16 protein-coding genes are annotated in these 18,905 nt (G+C 56.9%); 14 read left to right on the top strand and 2 right to left on the bottom strand.

The window, feature by feature from the left end:
- Positions 1-34: 34 nt before the first annotated feature.
- From C7402_RS28100 to rsmA, 3 genes are read left to right on the top strand one after another with little or no spacing between them, the layout of a single operon-like run.
- Positions 35-1,393, top strand: coding sequence for a peptidylprolyl isomerase (locus tag C7402_RS28100; RefSeq protein WP_116612930.1), 1,359 nt, complete (start codon positions 35-37; stop codon positions 1,391-1,393).
- Between the two features lie 23 nt (positions 1,394-1,416).
- Positions 1,417-2,439 carry a 4-hydroxythreonine-4-phosphate dehydrogenase PdxA gene (gene pdxA, locus C7402_RS28095; protein ID WP_112173384.1) on the top strand — a complete coding sequence of 341 codons (1,023 nt, stop codon included), beginning with the start codon at positions 1,417-1,419 and terminating at the stop codon, positions 2,437-2,439.
- A 15-nt stretch (positions 2,440-2,454) separates the two neighbouring features.
- Positions 2,455-3,282 carry a 16S rRNA (adenine(1518)-N(6)/adenine(1519)-N(6))-dimethyltransferase RsmA gene (rsmA, locus tag C7402_RS28090; protein WP_116612929.1) on the top strand — a complete coding sequence of 276 codons (828 nt, stop codon included), beginning with the start codon at positions 2,455-2,457 and terminating at the stop codon, positions 3,280-3,282.
- A 19-nt stretch (positions 3,283-3,301) separates the two neighbouring features.
- Here rsmA and C7402_RS28085 read toward each other — a convergent pair whose 3' ends face one another.
- Together C7402_RS28085 and panE are read right to left on the bottom strand one after the other, a co-directional pair.
- Positions 3,302-4,276 carry a DMT family transporter gene (locus C7402_RS28085; protein WP_116612928.1) on the bottom strand — a complete coding sequence of 325 codons (975 nt, stop codon included), beginning with the start codon at positions 4,274-4,276 and terminating at the stop codon, positions 3,302-3,304.
- Between the two features lie 125 nt (positions 4,277-4,401).
- Positions 4,402-5,343, bottom strand: coding sequence for a 2-dehydropantoate 2-reductase (gene panE / locus C7402_RS28080; RefSeq protein WP_116612949.1), 942 nt, complete (start codon positions 5,341-5,343; stop codon positions 4,402-4,404).
- A 171-nt stretch (positions 5,344-5,514) separates the two neighbouring features.
- On the opposite strand from panE, the gene gloA reads away from it, so the two are divergent.
- The 11 genes from gloA (at position 5,515) to C7402_RS28030 (ending at position 18,890) form a co-directional block, all read left to right on the top strand.
- Positions 5,515-5,898, top strand: coding sequence for a lactoylglutathione lyase (gloA, locus tag C7402_RS28075; protein ID WP_112173381.1), 384 nt, complete (start codon positions 5,515-5,517; stop codon positions 5,896-5,898).
- A gap of 637 nt (positions 5,899-6,535) precedes the next feature.
- Positions 6,536-7,615, top strand: a complete 1,080-nt coding sequence (locus tag C7402_RS28070) for a glycosyltransferase (protein ID WP_116612927.1) — start codon at positions 6,536-6,538, stop codon at positions 7,613-7,615.
- Positions 7,616-7,779: 164 nt separating this feature from the next.
- Positions 7,780-8,844 carry a polysaccharide biosynthesis/export family protein gene (locus C7402_RS28065; RefSeq protein ID WP_244314955.1) on the top strand — a complete coding sequence of 355 codons (1,065 nt, stop codon included), beginning with the start codon at positions 7,780-7,782 and terminating at the stop codon, positions 8,842-8,844.
- Positions 8,844-9,278 carry a low molecular weight protein-tyrosine-phosphatase gene (locus tag C7402_RS28060; protein ID WP_112173378.1) on the top strand — a complete coding sequence of 145 codons (435 nt, stop codon included), beginning with the start codon at positions 8,844-8,846 and terminating at the stop codon, positions 9,276-9,278. Before C7402_RS28065 ends, C7402_RS28060 begins: the two co-directional genes overlap by 1 nt.
- Positions 9,279-9,363: 85 nt before the next feature.
- Complete coding sequence (locus C7402_RS28055) at positions 9,364-11,598, top strand: polysaccharide biosynthesis tyrosine autokinase (RefSeq protein ID WP_116612925.1); 2,235 nt, start codon at positions 9,364-9,366, stop codon at positions 11,596-11,598.
- Between the two features lie 18 nt (positions 11,599-11,616).
- Entirely contained in the window at positions 11,617-12,894 is a 1,278-nt protein-coding gene (gene tviB, locus C7402_RS28050; protein WP_112173429.1) for a Vi polysaccharide biosynthesis UDP-N-acetylglucosamine C-6 dehydrogenase TviB, read from the top strand.
- Positions 12,895-12,919: 25 nt separating this feature from the next.
- Entirely contained in the window at positions 12,920-13,978 is a 1,059-nt protein-coding gene (locus tag C7402_RS28045) for an NAD-dependent epimerase/dehydratase family protein (protein WP_112173376.1), read from the top strand.
- A gap of 74 nt (positions 13,979-14,052) precedes the next feature.
- On the top strand, positions 14,053-15,369 hold the full coding sequence (gene murJ / locus C7402_RS28040; protein WP_112173428.1) for a murein biosynthesis integral membrane protein MurJ: 1,317 nt from the start codon (positions 14,053-14,055) through the stop codon (positions 15,367-15,369).
- Complete coding sequence (locus C7402_RS28035) at positions 15,366-16,514, top strand: glycosyltransferase family 4 protein (protein ID WP_112173375.1); 1,149 nt, start codon at positions 15,366-15,368, stop codon at positions 16,512-16,514. Before murJ ends, C7402_RS28035 begins: the two co-directional genes overlap by 4 nt.
- Complete coding sequence (locus C7402_RS46425) at positions 16,511-17,755, top strand: hypothetical protein (protein WP_133254567.1); 1,245 nt, start codon at positions 16,511-16,513, stop codon at positions 17,753-17,755. The genes C7402_RS28035 and C7402_RS46425 overlap by 4 nt, the downstream gene beginning before the upstream one ends.
- Position 17,756: 1 nt before the next feature.
- A complete protein-coding gene (locus tag C7402_RS28030) occupies positions 17,757-18,890 on the top strand; it encodes a glycosyltransferase family 4 protein (RefSeq protein ID WP_112173373.1) in 1,134 nt (377 codons plus the stop codon).
- Positions 18,891-18,905: the final 15 nt, after the last annotated feature.

Genomic DNA, 18,905 nt, shown 5'->3' with positions numbered 1-18,905 from the left:
CGTGCCCGCCAACATTGGAGTATCTGTGGGAATCATGAAAAAGCTTCGCCTGGCAGCGTACGCTGCGAGTCTCTTCGCCGTCGCATTCGTGTTGCCGGTCGCGCCGGCGCAAGCACAAGGGCTTCCTGGCGGCAGCGGCCAGACAGTCGACACGATCGCCGCAGTCGTCAATGACGGCGTCATCACGCAGCGCGAGCTCGACGGCCGTGTCGAACTCATCTCGCATCGTCTCCAGCAGCAGAACGCGCCGGTCCCGCCGATGGACCAGCTGCGCGCGCAGGTGCTCAACCAGATGGTGCTGGAGCGCATCCAGCTCCAGAAGGCCAAGGAAGACGGCATCACCGTCGACGACGCCGCCGTGAACCGCACGCTCGAGCGTCTCGCGCAGGCCAACGGCATGGATCTCGCGAGCTACCGCTCGCGCATCGAGGCGGCGGGCGTGCCCTGGACCACCTTCATGCGGGACGCGCGCACCGAACTCACGCTCTCGAAGCTGCGTGAGAAGGAAGTGGACAGCAAGGTCACGGTGTCCGACGCCGAAGTCGCGAACTACATCGCGAGCCAGCGCGGACCGAACGCGGGCCAGAGCAACGACCTGCATTTCGAGCACATCTTCCTCAAGGCGCCGCTGAACGCCTCGGAAACCGACATCGAAGCCGCGCAGGCGAAGGCCAACGCGCTGCTCAAGGAGGCGCAGTCGGGCAGCAAGTTCGCGAGCCTCGCGAAGTCGAACTCGCAGGCGAGCGACGCGGCCAAGGGCGGCGACATGGGCTTCCTGCCGCCGTCGAAGCTGCCGCCCGAGTTCGTGACCGCCGCGGCCACGCTGCGTCCGGGCGAGGTGAACCCCACGGTCATCCGCACCAACGACGGTTTCGAGATCGTACGTCTCGTCGAGCGCCGCCAGGGCCAGGGCACGGCCGCCGACGCGCCGAAGCTCGTGCAAACGCACGTGCGCCACATTCTGCTGCGCGTGGGCGACGGCATGTCCGAACCGCAGGCGCGTCAGAAGTTGCTCGAAATCCGCCAGGAAATCGGAGCGGGCGGCGACTTCGCCAAGTTCGCGCGCACCTATTCGCAGGACGGCTCGGCCTCGCAGGGCGGCGACCTCGGCTGGATCAGCCCGGGCGAAACGGTGCCTGAATTCGAGCGCGCCATGAACACGCTCCAGGACGGCCAGTTGAGCGAACCGGTGCGCACCGAGTACGGCTACCACCTGATCCAGGTGCTGGGCCGCCGCGACGCCGAAGGCTCGATCGCCCAGCAGATGGAGCTCGCGCGCCAGGCCATCGGTCAGCGCAAGGCCGAGCAGGCTTACGCCGACTGGCTGCGCCAGCTTCGCGACAGCGCCTACGTCAGCTACAAGATCGCGGGCATGACGCCGCCGCACAACTGAGCGCCCAGCCAAGGATTCGAGCCATGAACGCCTCCGCATCGTCGTCGCCGGCTCCGCGGAAGGCGGGCCCGATTCGCATCGCCATCACCACCGGCGAGCCGGCCGGCGTCGGCCCCGAGCTGAGCGCCGCCGCGCTGGCGGGCGCTTCGGCGCACTGGCCCGACGCACAGTTCGTCGTGCTCGGTGACAGCGCGCTGATCGAAGCCCGCGCGCAAGCCGCGCACGTCGACTGGAGCGCCGTGCTGGCGAACCAGCCCGTGCAGGTCGAACATGTCGCGCTCGCGACGCCCGCGAAGCCGGGCAAGCTCGACGCCGCGAACGGCCGCTACGTGCTTGCGCTGCTCGACCGCGCCATCGACGGCGCACTGGCAGGCGAGTTCGACGCGATCGTCACCGCGCCGCTGCAAAAGAGCACCATCAACGACGCCGGCGTGCCCTTCACCGGCCACACCGAATACCTCGCCGAACGCACGCATACGCCGCGCGTGGTCATGATGCTGGCGGGCACCGGCGCGCGGCCGCTGCGCGTGGCGCTCGCCACCACGCATCTGCCGCTCAAGGACGTTTCGGCGGCGCTCACGGTCGAAAGTCTTGTCGAAACCCTGCGCATCATCGACCACGACTTGCGTCATCATTTCGGCGTGCCGCTGCCGCGTATTCTCGTGACCGGCCTCAACCCGCACGCGGGCGAGAACGGTTACCTGGGCCGCGAGGAAATCGACGTGATTTCCCCGGCGCTGGCCGCCGCCGCCGCGCAAGGCATCGACGCGCGCGGCCCGTATCCCGCCGACACGCTGTTCCAGCCTCGCTACCTCAAGGACGCGGACTGCGTGCTGGCGATGTTCCACGACCAGGGCCTGCCGGTCCTGAAATACGCGACGTTCGGCGAAGGCATCAACGTGACGCTCGGCTTGCCGATCGTGCGCACCTCGGTCGATCATGGCACCGCACTCGACCTCGCCGGCACCGGCCGCGCCGACGCGGGCAGCCTGATCGCCGCCCTCGACACCGCCGTTTCGATGGCGCGCCACCGGCGCGCTATCTGATTGATTCCAGACAAGATGTCCAATAGCAGCAGACAGCACCAGGGCCACTTCGCGCGCAAGCGCTTCGGCCAGAACTTCCTCGTCGACACGGGCGTGATCGATTCGATCGTCGACGTCATTCGTCCGCAGCGCGGCGAGCGCATGGTCGAAATCGGGCCGGGTCTCGGCGCGCTCACCGGACCGCTCATCGAGCGCCTCGCCACGCCCGAGTCGCCGCTGCACGCGGTCGAACTGGACCGCGACCTGATCGCGCGTCTCACGAAGAAGTTTGGCCCGTTGCTCGAACTCCATGCGGGCGACGCGCTCAAGTTCGACTTCGGCTCGCTTGCGGCGCCCGGCGAAAAGCCCACGCTACGCATTGTCGGCAACCTGCCGTACAACATTTCGAGCCCGCTGCTGTTTCATCTCGCCACGTTCGCCGACCGTGTGATCGACCAGCACTTCATGTTGCAGAACGAAGTGGTCGAACGCATGGTGGCGGAGCCGGGCAGCAAGGACTTTAGCCGCCTCACGGTGATGCTTCAGTATCGCTATGTGATGGACAAGATGCTCGACGTGCCGCCCGAATCGTTCCAGCCGCCGCCCAAGGTGGACTCAGCTATCGTGCGCATGATTCCGTTCGCGCCGCACGAACTGCCGAAGGTGAATCAGGCCGTGCTCGGCGAACTCGTGACGGCCGCGTTCTCGCAGCGCCGCAAGATGCTGCGCAACACGCTGGGCGAGTATCGCGATCGTCTCGACTTCGACGCGCTCGGCTTCGACCTGGCGCGCCGCGCCGAGGAAGTGCCGGTTGAGGAATACGTGAGTCTCGCGCAGGCGCTGGAAGGCGCGAGCGGCGCTTGAGAGCGCGGGTGAGGCGGCGTCAGGTGCGTCGCTTCGCTGGTACCTTTGCTGGTACCTTCGCTGGTACCTTCGCTGGCGCGTTCACGAGCGCGATGCCGGCGAGCACGAGCAAGGCGGCCGCGAGGAAGCGGCTGCTGAACGACTCGCCCAGCAACGCCACGCCGAACGTGACGCCAAAGAGCGGCGTGAGAAATGAGAAAACGGAAAGCCGCGACGCCATATAGCGCGTGAGCAGCCAGAACCACGTCAGATAGCTCACGAACGCCACCACTACGGCCTGATAGCCGAGGCTCAAGATGGCGAGCGGCGTGACCGCGTGCATTTCCATCTGGCCGATGCCCGCCGCGAGCGCGAGCAGCGCCACCCCCGAAACCGCAAGCTGATAAAAGAGCACCTTGCTCGCGCTCACATGCGCAAGCGGGGTGGAGCGCACGATCACCGTGGTCGCCGCCCAGACCAGGCCGCCGAGCACGCCGAGCCCGTCGCCCACGAGGCCGATCAGCATTGCGTGCGTGTCGCCGGACGAACCCTTGCGTGTGAAACCGTCGGCGAAAGCGAGGGCAATGCCGAGAAACGCCACCGTCACGCCGATCCACTGCGCGCGGCGCATGCGCTCGCCGGGCGTGAACCAGTGCAGCCCGAGCGCGGTGAAACACGGCGCGGTGTAGAGAAAGACGGCCATGCGCGTGGCGCTCGTCATCGTGAGGCCGACGAAGATGCAGACGAACTCCGCCGCGAACAGCCCGCCCGCGAGCAGCCCCGCGGCGAGCGTGCCGTCCGCGCGAAAGAGCGGCATGCCGCGGGCGCGCGCCCAGCCCCACACGAGCAACGCGGCGATGGCCGAACGCAGGCCCGCCTGGAAAACGGGCGGCACCGACGCATTGGCGGTCTTGATCGCGACCTGCTGAAAGCCCCAGATCGCACAAATCACGACCATCAGGAGGACGGCCTGGAAGTCGGGCGCGCGGCGCGCGGGCAAAGCGACGGTGCTCATCGAATCACGCTCGGCGGGAAAGGGCGGAGCGTTACGATAGCAAAAAAGCTTACGACTAACCGACGATGGCCCTACCGGGGCAATGGAAGGCGAACGCGCGGCACTCGGGCCGCTTTTCAACCCGCTTATTTTCGCTGCGCTTCGTAGGCCTTGAGCTGGCTATAGACGATACGCAGCACCGAAAGCTCGCTCGACGCGCGCTGCGCCGCGCCGCCGCGCCGGATCAGGTCGCCAAGCACATGATCGGCCTCGATGCGCGAACCGTTCTGCACATCGCGCAGCATCGATGCCGTGAGCGTCGAACCCGTGGCGAACAGCATCGCGCGCGAACGCTCGAGGAAGCTGTCGCGCACGGCATGGCCGTGCTCGGCGGCGATCGCGCGGCATTCGGCAAAGAGACGCTCGACGGTCGCGGCACCGTCGGGCGTCGCGAGGATCACGCCGACGGGCGCGCGGAAAAGGCACGTGCTGCCCGCGAGCGACGCGAGGAACACCCACTTCTCCCACATCTCCTGGAGGATGTGATCGCTCGCTTTCACGTTGAAGCCGGCGTTGGAGAACTGTTCCGCCACGGCTTGCGCGCGCGGCGACACGCCGCCGCCAAGCTCGCCGAACGTGATGGCGTGCGCGTCGTTCAGATGCACGATTTCGCGCTTCTCGTTGAGCGTGGAGGCGATCAGGCACACGCCGCCCAGCACGGCCTGCGTGCCGAAGCGAGCTTGCAGGACCTCCAGGTGGCGCATGCCGTTCAGGAGCGGCAGGATCAGCGTATTCGGGCCGACGGCGGCCGCGAACGAATCGATGGCGTTGTCGAGGTCGTAGGCCTTGCAGCTCAGGAGAACGAGATCGAAGGGTTGGCCGCCTTGCGCCTCAAGCGTCTCGCGCGTGACCGACTTGACGTCGCGCAGCGTGAGATCGCCCGCGGGACTGCGGATCACGAGGCCGTCTTCGCGCAGTTGCGCGGCGCGCGCTTCACGCACCAGAAACGTCACGTCGCGCCCCGCGGCGGCGAGCCGCCCGCCGAAATAGCCACCTGTTGCACCGGCACCGACAACCAGAATTCGCATGTCCACTCCTCATTCCTTACGCACGTTGCTGACATTCATACAGTGAAATTGCCGCGGCAATCTCAGGATGGCGTCCATGCTAGAGCAAAACGGCACATCTTGCCGGGGCGGGCAGGGCCGGCGCGTTTTTGGTAGAGTCCGGGTTTTGACGACGGCAAAACGGAGTACACGATGCGCCTGCTGCACACGATGATCCGGGTCGGCGACCTGGATCGCTCGATCAAGTTCTACACCGAACTGCTCGGCATGAAACTGCTGCGCCGCGAAGACTACCCCGATGGCAAGTTCACGCTGGCCTTCGTCGGGTACACGGACGAGCGCGACGGAACCGTGATCGAACTGACGCACAACTGGGACACGGCTTCCTATGACCTCGGCACGGGGTTCGGTCACCTGGCCGTGCAAGTGGAAGATGCTTACGCCGCCTGCGCGAAGATCAAGGAGCAGGGCGGCACGGTGGTGCGCGAAGCCGGTCCGATGAAGCACGGGAGCACGGTGATCGCGTTCGTGACCGACCCGGATGGGTACAAGATCGAATTTATTCAGAAGAAGTAGGGTGGTTTCTGAGGCGGTGTCGGAATATGTCGACATCGCCTTTTTTAAATTTCATTGAGTTTTAAGTGAAATTGACGATACTTCGGTAATTGGAAATAAAATAACAGGAAATTTGTAGGAATTTAATTTTTCCCTCGATTTATCTCGTTCGGGTTATGAGTGTGGCCGTTTGTGGCCTGTGCATCCGAGTGCTACGGTGATCAAATTCCCTTGTTTTATTTCGCATGAGACACGCCGGAGTAAATGATTCGCACTCCATATTTATTGGCTGGTGAATCGAAGAATAGTCAAGCATTGAGGCGGCGAGTTTTTGGATGACATGCCAGAGGCATGTTGCGTACTCACACGGTATTTAAGACTGCTCCTATATACGCGAAAGTGCAGGCGGAAGAGACTTCCACCCTTCGTCATGACACATATAACGGTTCAGCAAAAAAAGCTTGCGCGTGAAAAGTAGCGTTCGAGATTGCCCACTTCAATCTCAAGGTCATCCGTCGCATGCGTGAGTGCCGCCTTCGAATCCGCTGAAAGCGTTGAGCGAAATCAGGCGATTTATCGAAATTCTGGACTTGCCAATGATCCGCCTTGTTTTGAGCTGCGTCGGCGGATCCTTCACGTCATCTGATGGGAATGCTCGATGTCTATCTTACTGATAGCTTTTCTCGTGTCGTCCATGGTCGTCACGATGATCGTGCGGTGGACGCATTTCCACGGCGTGTTCTCCATGGATCACGACCTTGAAGGCATTCAAAAAATCCATAGTGTTGCCGTGCCCCGAATTGGTGGCTTGGGAATTTTTGCGGGATTTGCCCTCGCGTTTGCATTTGAGGAATACAACGGGCGTCTGAGCGCGCATGAACATTGGGAACTCCTGATCTGCTCGGCGCCCGTGTTCCTTTCCGGATTCGCCGAAGATCTGACCAAACAGATCAGTGCGAGTCTGCGGCTTGTTTGCGCTGCGGGCGCAGCCGCGCTCGCCTGCTGGGCATTGCAGGCGATTGTTAGGCATACTAACGTGCCGGGGCTCGATCTCGTACTGCTCGTGCCAATCGCCGCGACGGCTTTCACGATTTTGGGCGTCGCAGGCGTGGTTCATTCGATCAATCTCATCGACGGGCTCAACGGGCTTGCGTCCGTAGTGACGATGATCATTCTCGCCTCACTGGCTTACGTGGCGCACGCAGTTGGGGACAGCCTGATTGTGTCGATGGCGCTCGCGCTCATTGGCGCGATCCTCGGTTTCGTGCAGTGGAACTATCCAGTCGCAAAGGTTTTTCTCGGCGATGGCGGCGCGTATTTCACGGGCTTTTTTACGGCGGAACTCCTCATCCTGCTGATTACCCGGCACAAGGAAGTCTCGCCGTTCTACGCGTTGCTCGTCACCATCTATCCGGTGTTCGAAACACTCTTCTCCATGTACCGACGCATGTTCCTCCGGGGCGTGCCCGTAGGTGCGCCGGACAGAGGGCACTTGCATGCACTGTTGTTCCGGCGTGCCGTGAAAGCAGACTCGGCCGATAACGTCTGGAACAACCGCAATTCTCGTACGACGCCACGTTTGTGGATTTTGACATTTGCAGCGGTGGTGCCGGCAACGCTCTTTTGGAACGAGCCTTTAGCGCTGGTCTTCTTTTCGGTCCTCTTTTGCATGACCTATGTCTGGCTGTACTTCTCGATCGCACGCTTCAAAACGCCGTCGTGGTTGAAATCCCGATAGCGAGCGGAGGTTGTGTTTTGGTATGGGCAGCAGGACGCTGTGCGTCTTCGCTGTGTGAAGTTCCGTTGATCTACTCGTAAATGTCGCTATTTCGTCACCTTAGATCTGCACTGACCGCAGCTACGCTGGTTGCAACGCTTGGCGCATGTGCAATGGCTCCGGGCATGCGCTTCGACGCACACGCGCCGGTCGATCCGCTCGACCCGAATTCGGTGCCTCTCGTGAAGCGAATCACGCCAGAGCTGGTTCGAGATCAGAAAGCCGCACGCGATGCGTTTGGCTCTGACGTCGCAGCACTGGTCGGCAGCCCTCGTGCATATCGGATTGGGGCGGGGGACGTTCTTTCCATCATTACGTGGGACCACCCGGAACTGGTCGTTCCCAACTTGACTTACACAATTGGCGACACTGCCGGGCAACTACCAAGTGGGCCGGGTCTGAGCACTCAGGCCATTCCCGGCTTTGTTGTCGGAGATGACGGAACGATTCAATACCCCTACATAGGAAGTGTTAAAGCGGTCGGTCTCACGGTTCCTCAGTTGCAGGTGAAACTCAAGCAGTCGCTCGCAGCTTATCTGCGTAATCCGCAGATGACGGTTAGCGTGGTGGCCTATCGCAGTCAGCGGATCTTCGTCGAGGGACAAGTGACGCAACCTGGCGTAAAGCCGATCACGAATATCCCAATGTCGCTTGCCGAGGCATTGAGCGAGGCAAATGGCGTGACGCCCGGCGTAGGCGATACGAGCCAGATTCAGATCATTCGCGACGGGAAGATGATCCATATCAATCTACCAGCGCTGGCTGATCGTCAGATCGATGCATCGAAGATTTTTCTGCAGGATCGTGATGTCGTGCGAGTTCTACCGCAAACCTATAACCAGGTGCTGGTGACTGGGGAGGTCACGCGTCCAGTTGCATTGCCCATGCACGATGGCCGCTTGACGCTCAACGAGGCGTTGGGAGCCGCGCTTGGCGTGAATCCGACGAGCGCAGAGCCGGCGGCGATCTATGTGGTGCGCGCAACCGAGGATCCGTCCAAGCCCGACGTCTTCCGTCTGGATAGCGCTTCGCCGGTTGGTCTCGCACTCGCCGAGCACTTTGAGCTGCAAGCCAAGGACGTCGTGTACGTCGATTCGACGGGGCTCGCACGATGGAGCCGCGTGATGAACCTGCTCCTGCCGAGTGCGCAGGGCATCAATGTGGGCCGTCAGGCTTGGGGAGGGTATTGATGATCTCGTCGATTCTTATGGTCTGTGTCGGCAACGTGTGTCGCAGCCCGATGTCCGAAGCGATGATGCGCAAGCGCTTGCCGGGTTGCCGCGTGGAGTCAGCGGGCATTGGAGCCCTTGTCGACTCTGGGGCAGAGGCTCACGCGGTCTCCGTGATGAGAGACCGCGGCATTGACATCTCGTCGCATCGCGCGCGGCAGGTTTCCGCTGCGATTTGCCGGAACGCGGAACTTATTCTGGTTATGGATGCGGAGCAGAAATATGCCGTCGAACAAAACTACACATTCACCTGCGGACGCGTTTTCCAGATTGGTCAGTTCAGCCGCTTCGATGTGCCTGATCCGTATCAGCGTGGCCGCGAACAGTTCTCCGATTGTGCCGATTTGATTGAACAGGGGATTTCCGACTGGGTAGGCCGAATAGCGGCCATTTAGCCCCGTTGACACGTTTGTCACCCCCAACCATCCGATTGAAGTTCGGCAACCCCGGAAGTCTTGAACCAGCAGGTCTGTAGCAACCATGTCTCCCTTGAAACAATCCTCTGCCGACGCGAAGATCGAGTCCGATGAAATCGACCTCACAGCCCTACTGGATGTACTGGTCGAACACAAACTGTTGATCGCAGTCGTCACAGCGGTGTTTATGCTGCTGGGGGCGCTATACGCATATCTAGCGACTCCCGTGTACGAGACGAATATCGTTGTTCAGGTCGAGGATAGTGCAGACAGCGCCGCGAAAAGCCTGATCGGCAATTTGTCTTCGATGTTCGACGTCAAATCGACTTCAGACTCCGAAATACAGATTCTCGGTTCGCGGCTCGTTGTTTCACGTGCCGTGGACGAATTGGGACTCTACATCACAGCCAGAACCGTCAGATTTCCATTCATCGGCGAGTGGATTTCACGCCGGGCCAAGTCGCTCTCTAGTCCGGGTTTCCTTGGCGTTGGCGGATACACGTGGGGAACCGAGCGCATCGAGGTCGCAGACTTCGATTTGCCTTCCGATCTCTACGATCATCAGCTCAAGCTCACGGCGACCGGCAACGGCGGCTACACATTGGAAGGCGATAGCTTGACCCAGATCGCCAGAGGCAACGTCGGAACGCCGCTGACCATTTCTACGTCCGCCGGGCCGGGGCGCCTCGTCGTCCGGAAATTGTTCGCCGAAGCAGGCGCCGCCTTCGTGCTCGAGCGGCATTCGCGCTTGCAAACCATTGATGATGTGCAGAAGCGTTTGAAGATTGCATCGGCGGGGAAAGACTCTGACGTCATTACAGCCTCACTCCAAGGTCGCGATCCTCAGCTCATTGCCGCAACGCTGAATGAGATCGGGGGGCAGTATCTGAAGCAGAACGCTGATAGGAAAGCAGCGCAGGCGGAGCAGTCCCTACAGTTCCTGTCCGAGCAAGAGCCCGATATGAAGCGCGAACTGGAGCAAGCCGAGGACCGGTTCAACCAGTATCGCAATGAGCACGGGATCATCGACATCGGTCAGGAGGCGAAAGTCGTACTGCAGCAATCCGCTGACCTCGAGAATCAATTATTCACGCTGCGTCAAAAGCGGCAGGAGTTGCTGACCCGCTTTGGTGACGAACACCCCGCAGTCAAGGCAATTGACGAGCAAGTCAACTCGACGCAAACGCAGGTCGGCCGGGTATCTGAGCGCATCAAAGCATTGCCGTTGGACGAACAAGGTGCGGTACGACTTGAGCGCGATGTGCGCGTGAATACGGATCTCTATATCGCGTTGCGCAACAACATGGAGCAACTGCGCCTCATAAAGGCCGGCAAGATTGGAAACGTTCGAATCGTTGACAGTGCATACGTGCCCGAAATGCCCGTCAAGCCCAAGAAGCTTCTAGTCATTGCCGCCGCGACACTGTTAGGCCTGGCCTGCGGCGTTGGCTTGGCCTGGTTGCGTGACGCGCTATTCCACGGGGTCAGCGATCCGCATACGTTTGAGACATATACCGGCCTCAATGTTATTGCGACTATTCCGTATAGCGACGCGCAGGCTGCGCTCGCTCGCAAGATTGACGGGCTGGATGCCAAATCCGCTGTGCTAGCGTCGGTAGCACCCGGAGATCCCGCTGTGGAAAGTCTTCGCAGTCTGCGAACCGCTCTTCAATTCTCGCTACTCGAAGCGATAAATAACGTTGTGATGATAAGTGGCGCTACGCCTGGCATCGGTAAATCGTTTATATCAGCAAACCTCGCCGATTTGTTCGCAGCTTCCGGAAAGCGCGTTCTGCTAATCGACGCCGATCTGCGACGTGGCTATCTAAACCAGTACTTGGGGGTCGAAAGAGAGCGTGGGCTGGCTGACGTATTGCTGGGGAAGATGACGCTGGCGGCCGCGACCATGCGCTCAGTGAGGCCGAAGCTCGATTTCCTTGCTACCGGCGAGTTCCAGTCCAATCCGTCTGACCTTCTGGAAAATGGTCGTTGGTCGTCTCTTCTCGAAGAAGCGACGGCCCAGTACGACATTGTCCTTGTCGATGCCCCACCTGTACTTGCTGTTTCTGATGCAGAAATTATGGCTCCGCACGCCGCGCGCGTATTCCTTGTGGCCAGGTCTGGAAAGACGCGGGTTGGCGAAGTTGATGAATCAGTCAAGCGCCTGGACCAAGTGGGTACGCAGGTCGCCGGGTTGTTGGTCAATGGTATGAAGCCGCGCGGAAAGTTCTCATACGGTGGGAAATATGCGAGCTATCGCTACGTTTCGTACGGCTACGAGAAGCGGGACAAGGTTTAGGCTACCAGGGAAATGTTCATGAAGTTAACCAGTGAAACCAAAATTGGCATCATCGGCTTGGGCTACGTTGGGCTACCGTTAGCGGTGGAGTTTGGAAAGCGACGGGATGTCGTAGGCTTCGACATCAACCGGCCTCGCATTGACTCGCTAAAGGAAGGGCGGGATGCCACGCTTGAAGTCAGCGAGGCGGAGCTTGCTGAGGCGCGGCGCCTGAAATTCAGCCACACGATCGAAGATCTGCGTGAATGCAGCATATTCATTGCCACGGTGCCGACGCCAATCGACCAATATAAGCGTCCGGATCTGTCCGCGCTTTATGGAGCAAGTGAGACGATCGGCCGGGTGTTGAGGAAGGGCGATATTGTCATTTACGAGTCCACGGTCTATCCGGGTGCCACCGAAGAAGAATGCGTGCCGGTACTTGAGCGAGTTTCCGGGCTGAAATTCAACGTTGACTTCTTCGTGGGGTACAGCCCGGAACGAATCAACCCGGGTGATAAATCACACCGGGTATCCACTATCCGGAAGGTTACCTCAGGGTCCACGGCTGAAGTCGCCGACGTAGTTGACGCACTCTATGGCGAGATCATCACGGCGGGTACGCATAAAGCTAGCAGTATCCGCGTTGCCGAGGCGGCGAAGGTGATTGAGAACACGCAGCGCGACGTAAACATTGCTCTTATCAACGAATTGTCGATCATCTTCAATCGGATGGATATCGACACCGAATCGGTACTTGAAGCCGCAGGGACGAAATGGAATTTCCTGCCGTTTCGGCCGGGTCTCGTGGGCGGCCATTGCATTGGCGTAGATCCGTATTACTTGACGCACAAGGCACAGGCGATTGGCTACCACCCCGAGATTATTCTCGCCGGACGGCGAGTCAATGACAACATGGGGGTCTATGTCGCTTCGCAACTCGTGAAGGCGCTCACACGGCGCGGAATCACGATGAATAATGTGCGCGTGCTCATGTTGGGCTTTGCGTTCAAGGAGAACTGCCCCGACCTCCGCAACACGCGAGTCGTTGACATTATCAACGAGCTCAAGCAATACGAAATGAATGTCGACGTGTTCGATCCTTGGGTCTCTGCCGAGGAAGCTCGTCACGAATACGGCATTGAACTCGTGGCGCAGCCGTCCTTGCAAAGCTACGACGCAGTCGTCCTTGCGGTGGCACACAAGGAATTTGCCGATATGGGTGTAGAAGCCATTCGGAGATTCGGAAAGCTCGAACACGTACTCTACGACCTCAAGTATGTCTTTCCGGCCGGTTCATCCGATCTTCGCCTGTAACCACATCCAGCTAGAACGCGCCGAAATGAAAAATCGCTATACGATTGCCTGTGAGGATTTGGCACGCTGTCCGCAACGCTGGTTAATAACCGGCGTGGCTGGGTTCATTGGCTCAAATCTTCTTGAGGCTCTTCTCAAGTTGGATCAGCAGGTAGTCGGTCTGGACAACTTCTCGACGGGAAGCCACAGCAATCTGGAGGAGGTAAGTTCCTCCGTCGGTTCGGAGCGATGGGCAAGATTCAAGCTGATCGAAGGTGACATCCGCAATGCTTCGGACTGCGCCCGGGCAACCCAGGGTATTGATCACGTGTCGCACCAAGCCGCATTGGGATCGGTCCCAAGATCGTTGCTGGACCCTGTCGTAACGAACGACGTCAACATTGGTGGCTTTCTCAACGTGCTGGTTGCGGCGCGCGATGAGGAGGTAAAGAGTTTCACGTACGCTGCGTCAAGCTCAACTTACGGGGATCATCCTGGCCTACCCAAGGTGGAGAATCTCATCGGTAAGCCTCTGTCACCGTACGCAGTAACAAAGTATGTGAACGAGCTTTACGCAGATGTTTTCGCGCGAAGCTACGATTTCAACACCGTCGGCCTGCGCTACTTTAACGTATTTGGGAAACGTCAGGATCCGAATGGTGCGTACGCTGCTGTCATTCCGAGATGGATAGCCGCGCTGATTCGAGGAGAGGGAATCCAGATTAACGGCAATGGCAAGACTAGTCGAGATTTTTGCTACGTCGAAAACGTTGTTCAGGCAAATATTCTTGCGGCTACGGCGGCAAACAATGCGAAAAACGAAGTCTATAACGTTGCAGTTGGCGGGAGGACAACGTTGAACCAACTGCTGGAGATTCTTGCCGAGCAATTGCGTAACCGGAAAATAGCGAATAGCAGCCCGATACGTTACGGTGAATTCCGAGGGGGAGATGTTCTCCATTCGCAGGCTAGTATCGAGAAAATTTGCAGATTACTCGGATACAGTGACCCTATCCATATTCAGGAGGGATTGGCGATCGCCATGAATTGGTATGTCGATCGTTTTGAGCGTGAAATTGGTTGGTCGGAAATGAAGTCGCTTTAACTTAAGAAATGATTGCTTCAATAATGGCGCGCCTTAGGGCGCGCCACTCTTTTCGTTTTCAAGATTCGCACGCGATGCACCGGAGAATTATTCAAGGTGCCGCGTGGGTATCTTTCTTTGTATTCATTGGAAAATTCGCGGGCGCCTTCAAAGAGATGGCAATCGCGTATCGATATGGCGTGAGTTCGATCGTTGACGCCTATCAGCTTACGCTCACTCTTGTAACATGGATACCCGGTACATTAGTAACGATACTGAGTACCGTTCTTATCCCAACCTTGGTTCGGCTTAGACACGCTCCCCCTCCAGAGAGACGTGAATTCATTGCCGAATTGCAGGGATGCGGGTTGATGGTCAGTAGTGTCATCACATTACTGTTGTTTGTGTTCTGGCAACCCGCGCTGAGTATCGTGAGCGGGAAGCTTTCAACGCAGACGCAGGACATTGTCAAGGAATTGGCTAGGGGAATAATGCCGATCGGCATATTGACCGTGCTCATCAGCATTCAGTCAGCACGACTTCAAGCACGGGAACGCCACATTAATACCTTATTGGAGTGTGTTCCCGCGCTCACATTACTTGCGACGATTTTGCTTACGCCACCTTCGCAGGCAATTCACGCGCTAATGCTGGGGACCACGATAGGCTACGCACTTCAACTGACGTGGCTTACGGTTCTATCTGGAAAAGCCGATCAGACAATGGTGCTACCTAAATTTACGTTGTGCTCGCGCGAGTGGCCAAAACTATGCATGTCAGTTGGGATTTTTTCGGCTGGTCAGTTACTAATGAGTTGTGTCACTCCCGTGGACCAATATTTCGTCGCGCATCTTGGTGACGGCGCAATTGGCTCGCTTGGTTACGCAAACAGGTTGCTTGCCTTGGTGATGGGGATGGGCGCGCTAGCGATCAGCAGGGCTGTGCTACCGGTGTTCTCCGAGCTTCAGCGTGCGGGAGACGGACCTCGGGCAGGGCGCATTGCGTGGCGGTGGACGGTGGTGACATTCATCGGCGCGATTTGCGTCGCGTTGTTTGCTTCCCTGTTTTCAAAGCTGGCCGTCGCGATGCTATATCAACGTGGTGCGTTCACGTCAACCGACACGGCAGTGGTGGCTAACCTCTTGCGATGGGGGCTCGTCCAAATTCCATTCTATTTCCCTGTTCTCGTGATGGTTCAGTTATTTGCGAGTCAGGGGAGATTTAAGGCGATGACAATAATCGCTTCAATCAATTTCTTCGTGAAAGTGATTGCAGATTTATGTCTGATTAATTGGCTTGGCTTGGCAGGAATTCAACTGGCGACCGCAATGATGCATGCCTCGTCTCTGGCTTGTTATCTACTCTTTGAGCATGTAAGCAAGGGGAAATCGAAAAACGGAGGTGTGCCTTGAAGATCGTTGTCTTTTTGAATTCACTATTTGCGGGCGGAGCAGAGCGTGTGACGGTCAATTTAGCGAATGCCTGGAGCAGGTTGGGGCATGAAGTAACTATAGTGACGCTCGAAACTGAGGAAAAGGACTTCTACCGTCCGTCACCTGCGGTAAAGCGCTTGGTTATTGGGAATTTTGGGGCAAGTAAAGGTATATGCGAAACGATTCGAACAAACTGGAAGCGACTGAAATCTCTTAGGGAGGTAGTGCAACAAGAGAAGCCGGATATTCTTCTAGGGATAATGACGCGTGCATCTGTGATCTCAATGATTGCTTCAGCGGGAATGCGATGCCATGTCATTGTTACCGAGCATAATCATCCGCCAAAATTGTTGCCGGGGAAATTTTGGAGTTTTTTACGCTATGTAACATATAGACGTGCTAGCCGCGTTATTGCATTGACCGGAGAGAGCGGAGACTGGTTGGCAAAAGAATGTGGATGTCAGAATATTTCAGTAATACCGAATCCTGTAACGTGGCCGATAAGAAACGGCGAACCAACCGTGCATCCAGATTCCTTTGTTAGCGAGGGAAGAAAATTAATCTTGGGCGTTGGTCGACTCGTCAATCAAAAAGGTTTCGACTATCTAATTGAAGCATTCGATATTATTCGGTGCAGAGCTGAGTCTTGGGACCTGGTGATATTAGGTGAGGGAAATCGTCGGTTGGATTTGGAGAAGATGATTGGCGAGCGCGGACTTGAGGGCAGAGTCTTCCTTCCCGGTAACTGTGGAAATGTATCTGATTGGTACTCAAGGTCTGATATCTACGCTTTGAGTTCGAGGTTTGAGGGGTTTCCCATGACGTTGATTGAGGCGATGTCCATGGGTGTCCCAGTGGTGAGCTATGACTGTGATACGGGCCCGCGAGACATCATCAAGGACGGCGAAAACGGACGGCTCGTCCGGCCGGTTGGCGACGTTGAGGCTCTGGCGAATTCACTCGAGGAGCTAATCAACAACGAGATGATTCGCAGCCAGATCGCGGCTCGCGCGGTCGAGGTCCGCAGTCAATATTCGGAAGAGGGGATAGTTCAAACCTGGCTCGACTTGTTCTTGAAGTTACTGGAATCTGACGCGCAGAACGGCCAAGGAGTGGAAACATGACGACAGCATTAGCTCGATCTCGAAATAATATTGTTTGCGTATGTTTATTCTCCCCATTACTCTTTCTGTTCCTTGTTTTATATTGGCCATCTAAAAAACCAGAGAGTTTCGACGGCTTAGCGGTTCCTGGCTATCTCTCTTATCTCGTTATAGGAATTTCTGTCGCTTACGGATTGGTGCTGACCTGCCAGGGGAAAATTGGGCTTAACCGAGGCGAAATCGCCTTTTGTGCACTTCTAATTCTAACGCCTGTTCCCGGGCTTATCGGTCATGCAGCAAGCAGCCCAGAATTGATTGATTGGCGAAATCACGTTATCGACGATTCTGTCGCTGACAATATGCTCGGATTTCGGCCCTTTATACTTCAAGCAACGATGTTTCTATTTTGTGCACCGGTGTTCGCAAGATATTGGGGGCGAGGAATGCGGATTGCAGTATTTTTTTCCTTGACCATTCATTTTATCTGGGGCTTGGCTCAGTTCATTTACCCTGTCGCTCCATTCGTTCTGCATAGCCTGCCGGTGAAAGTCGGCGGCGACTGTCTGAATTCTGCCGGATTTTGCGCAAAAATTGTGCGGGCCGTTGGTTTAACGCCAAATCCATTCTTCTTTTCTTTCATTTATTTTAGTGCGGCAGCACTCTACATATCACGCTGGAAGGAGAAGGGTGGGAAAGTATCGCTGATAATTTCAATGCTTTCGATAAGTCGCTCTTTTATGATTGCTTCGATTATTGTGCTGATTTCTCGGGTACGGTCAAAAGGCATAGCGATTGCATCGATCTTCGTCGCTATCGTATATGCAATGTTCGGTGACGAAATTTCTTCAATAATTTTGTCGAGATTCGTTAATGATTCTAGTGTCGGGAGTCGCTCATCGACGAATTCTCTGGCGCTGAAGGAGGTGTTTTTCAATGGGAATATATTTGGAATCGGGTTCGAAAACAAATATTTTACGGATTCTACCTTCGCGACATTGATGTTAGGTGGCGGTATTTTCTCTGTTGCTCTTTATTCAATTGCATGGATAATTTTTTTTAGGGAATGGATAAAATTTACCAATCCGGGAGATAAAGGATTGCTGAGGGCGTTTGCAATTGCCTTCTTTGTTTTGCAAACTCTAGTTGGATCGGCAGATGCGCAGCCGGGAGGGCTGCTTTTTTTCATTGCATTCTGGATTTCCGCTTTTGGTGAGAGAGAGTCTACTCATCAACTCAAGCAACCGTGCAAGGTCGAGGTATAAATTGAAAATCACCGTCTTTGTCAATTCGATGGGAAGTGGTGGGGCAGAGAGAGTTGCAGCGACACTGGCTAACGCGTGGTCGGAAAGGGGCCATGATGTAACGCTGATTGCAACATTTACCGGTCGAGGCTCATGTTTCTATTCACTCTCCGATAAAATTGAATTTATATACCTTGCCGATGTAATAGAGAGTACTGCTCGCGGTCCGGTCTCGTATGTCAAACGTATTCTCTCAATCCGGAAGTTGATCCGGGAACGCAATGTTGACATAGTCGTTTCGCTACTTACGAATGTGAATATGGTGGTAATTGCCGCACTTCAGGGCACGGGGGTGCCAATAATCGCGTGTGAGCATAGTAATCCCATCGCTGATGGAAGGCGGCCATTCTGGAACTGGATGGGGCGTTTTTTTTATCCAAAGGCGTCAGTGGTCACGGTTTTGACCGAAGGCGTTGTTGAGCAATTTCGCACAATTCTGGGTGGGGCAAAAAATATCATGGTTGTCCCGAATCCGCTTCCAGCTGGATTAGAGCGGGATAGCGTGCACACTGACAAGGAGAAGGTTGATTCACATGTGATTGGGGTTGGTCGTCTTCAGCCTCTCAAGCGTTTTGATATGCTAATTCGCTCGTTTGCGAAGATCGTAAGTGAATTCCCGGAGTGGAAACTAGTTATTATCGGTGAAGGGCCGGACCGAAAGAGATTGGAGTGCCAAATTGCGGAACTTGGTCTGACTGAGCGCATATTTCTCCCGGGAAAAACAACGGACCCGTGGTCTTCTATGCGACGGGCGAGTTTATTTGCGCTCACATCAAAATATGAAGGCTTGCCGATGGCGATGATGGAAGCGATGGCTTTGGGCGTTCCAGTTGTAGCCGTAGACTGCCCGAGCGGACCTCGGGAATTGACGGAGGGTGGTGTGGTTGGGTCTCTGGTCGGGCACAGCGATGAAGACGCATATGCGCAGGCGTTAGCTGATCTGATGAGGGCGGGGGCATTGAGAGAAGAATTGGGGCGACGCGGAGCAGATTCAATTCGACGACGCTACTCGATCGATGCAGTGATGAAGATCTGGGATCGTGTCTTTAAAGTTGCAATTGAATCACGAAAGTATGGCCGAGATGCACATCAATAATTTGAGGTGCGCGTA

Origin of the sequence: Paraburkholderia unamae, assembly GCF_003096875.1 — a bacterium.
In the GTDB taxonomy this organism is placed as follows: Bacteria; Pseudomonadota; Gammaproteobacteria; order Burkholderiales; family Burkholderiaceae; genus Paraburkholderia; species Paraburkholderia unamae.
Note: the sequence above shows the minus strand (reverse complement) of the source record. Positions and strands in the feature narration are given on the sequence as shown.